Raw genomic sequence first — 561 nt, forward strand, 5'->3', positions numbered from 1 at the left:
GAGGTGACGAGGATGGTGGTCACGAGCGCGCTGATCCCGCCGGCCGCGACCGCGCACCGGCTCGCGGGGGAGGTGCGGGTCCGCCGGGGCCGGGCGGTGCTGTTCGACCGGGACGACACGCTGATCGAGGACGTCCCCTACCTGTCCGACCCGGAGAAGGTGCGCCCGATGCCGGGAGCGGCCCGCGCGCTGGAGACGGTCCGCGCGGCGGGGGTGCCGGTCGGGGTGGTCAGCAACCAGTCCGGCCTCGCCCGCGGCTACCTGACCCCCGCGGACCTGCGCGCCGTGCGCACCCGGGTGGACGACCTCCTCGGCCCGTTCGCCACCTGGCAGGAGTGTCCACACGGGCCGGACGACGGGTGCCCGTGCCGCAAGGCCGCGTCCCGGTCTGGTGCGGCGCGCCGCGCGGGAACTCGGGGTGCCGGTGCGGCACTGCGTGGTGATCGGCGACATCGGCGCCGACGTGGAGGCGGCGCTGACCGCGGGAGCGCGCGCGATCCTCGTCCCGACGGCCCGCACGCTGCCCGAGGAAGTGGAACAGGCCCGCGCGCACGCCCTGCT

General features: G+C 77.0%; 1 pseudogene. It reads left to right on the forward strand.

Annotated features, from left to right (window positions below):
- Window positions 1-561: pseudogene (locus tag SACPADRAFT_RS34505) on the forward strand (D-glycero-alpha-D-manno-heptose-1,7-bisphosphate 7-phosphatase); the annotation flags it as partial.

This window comes from Saccharomonospora iraqiensis subsp. paurometabolica YIM 90007, from assembly GCF_000231035.2.
Taxonomy (GTDB): domain Bacteria; phylum Actinomycetota; class Actinomycetes; order Mycobacteriales; family Pseudonocardiaceae; genus Saccharomonospora; species Saccharomonospora paurometabolica.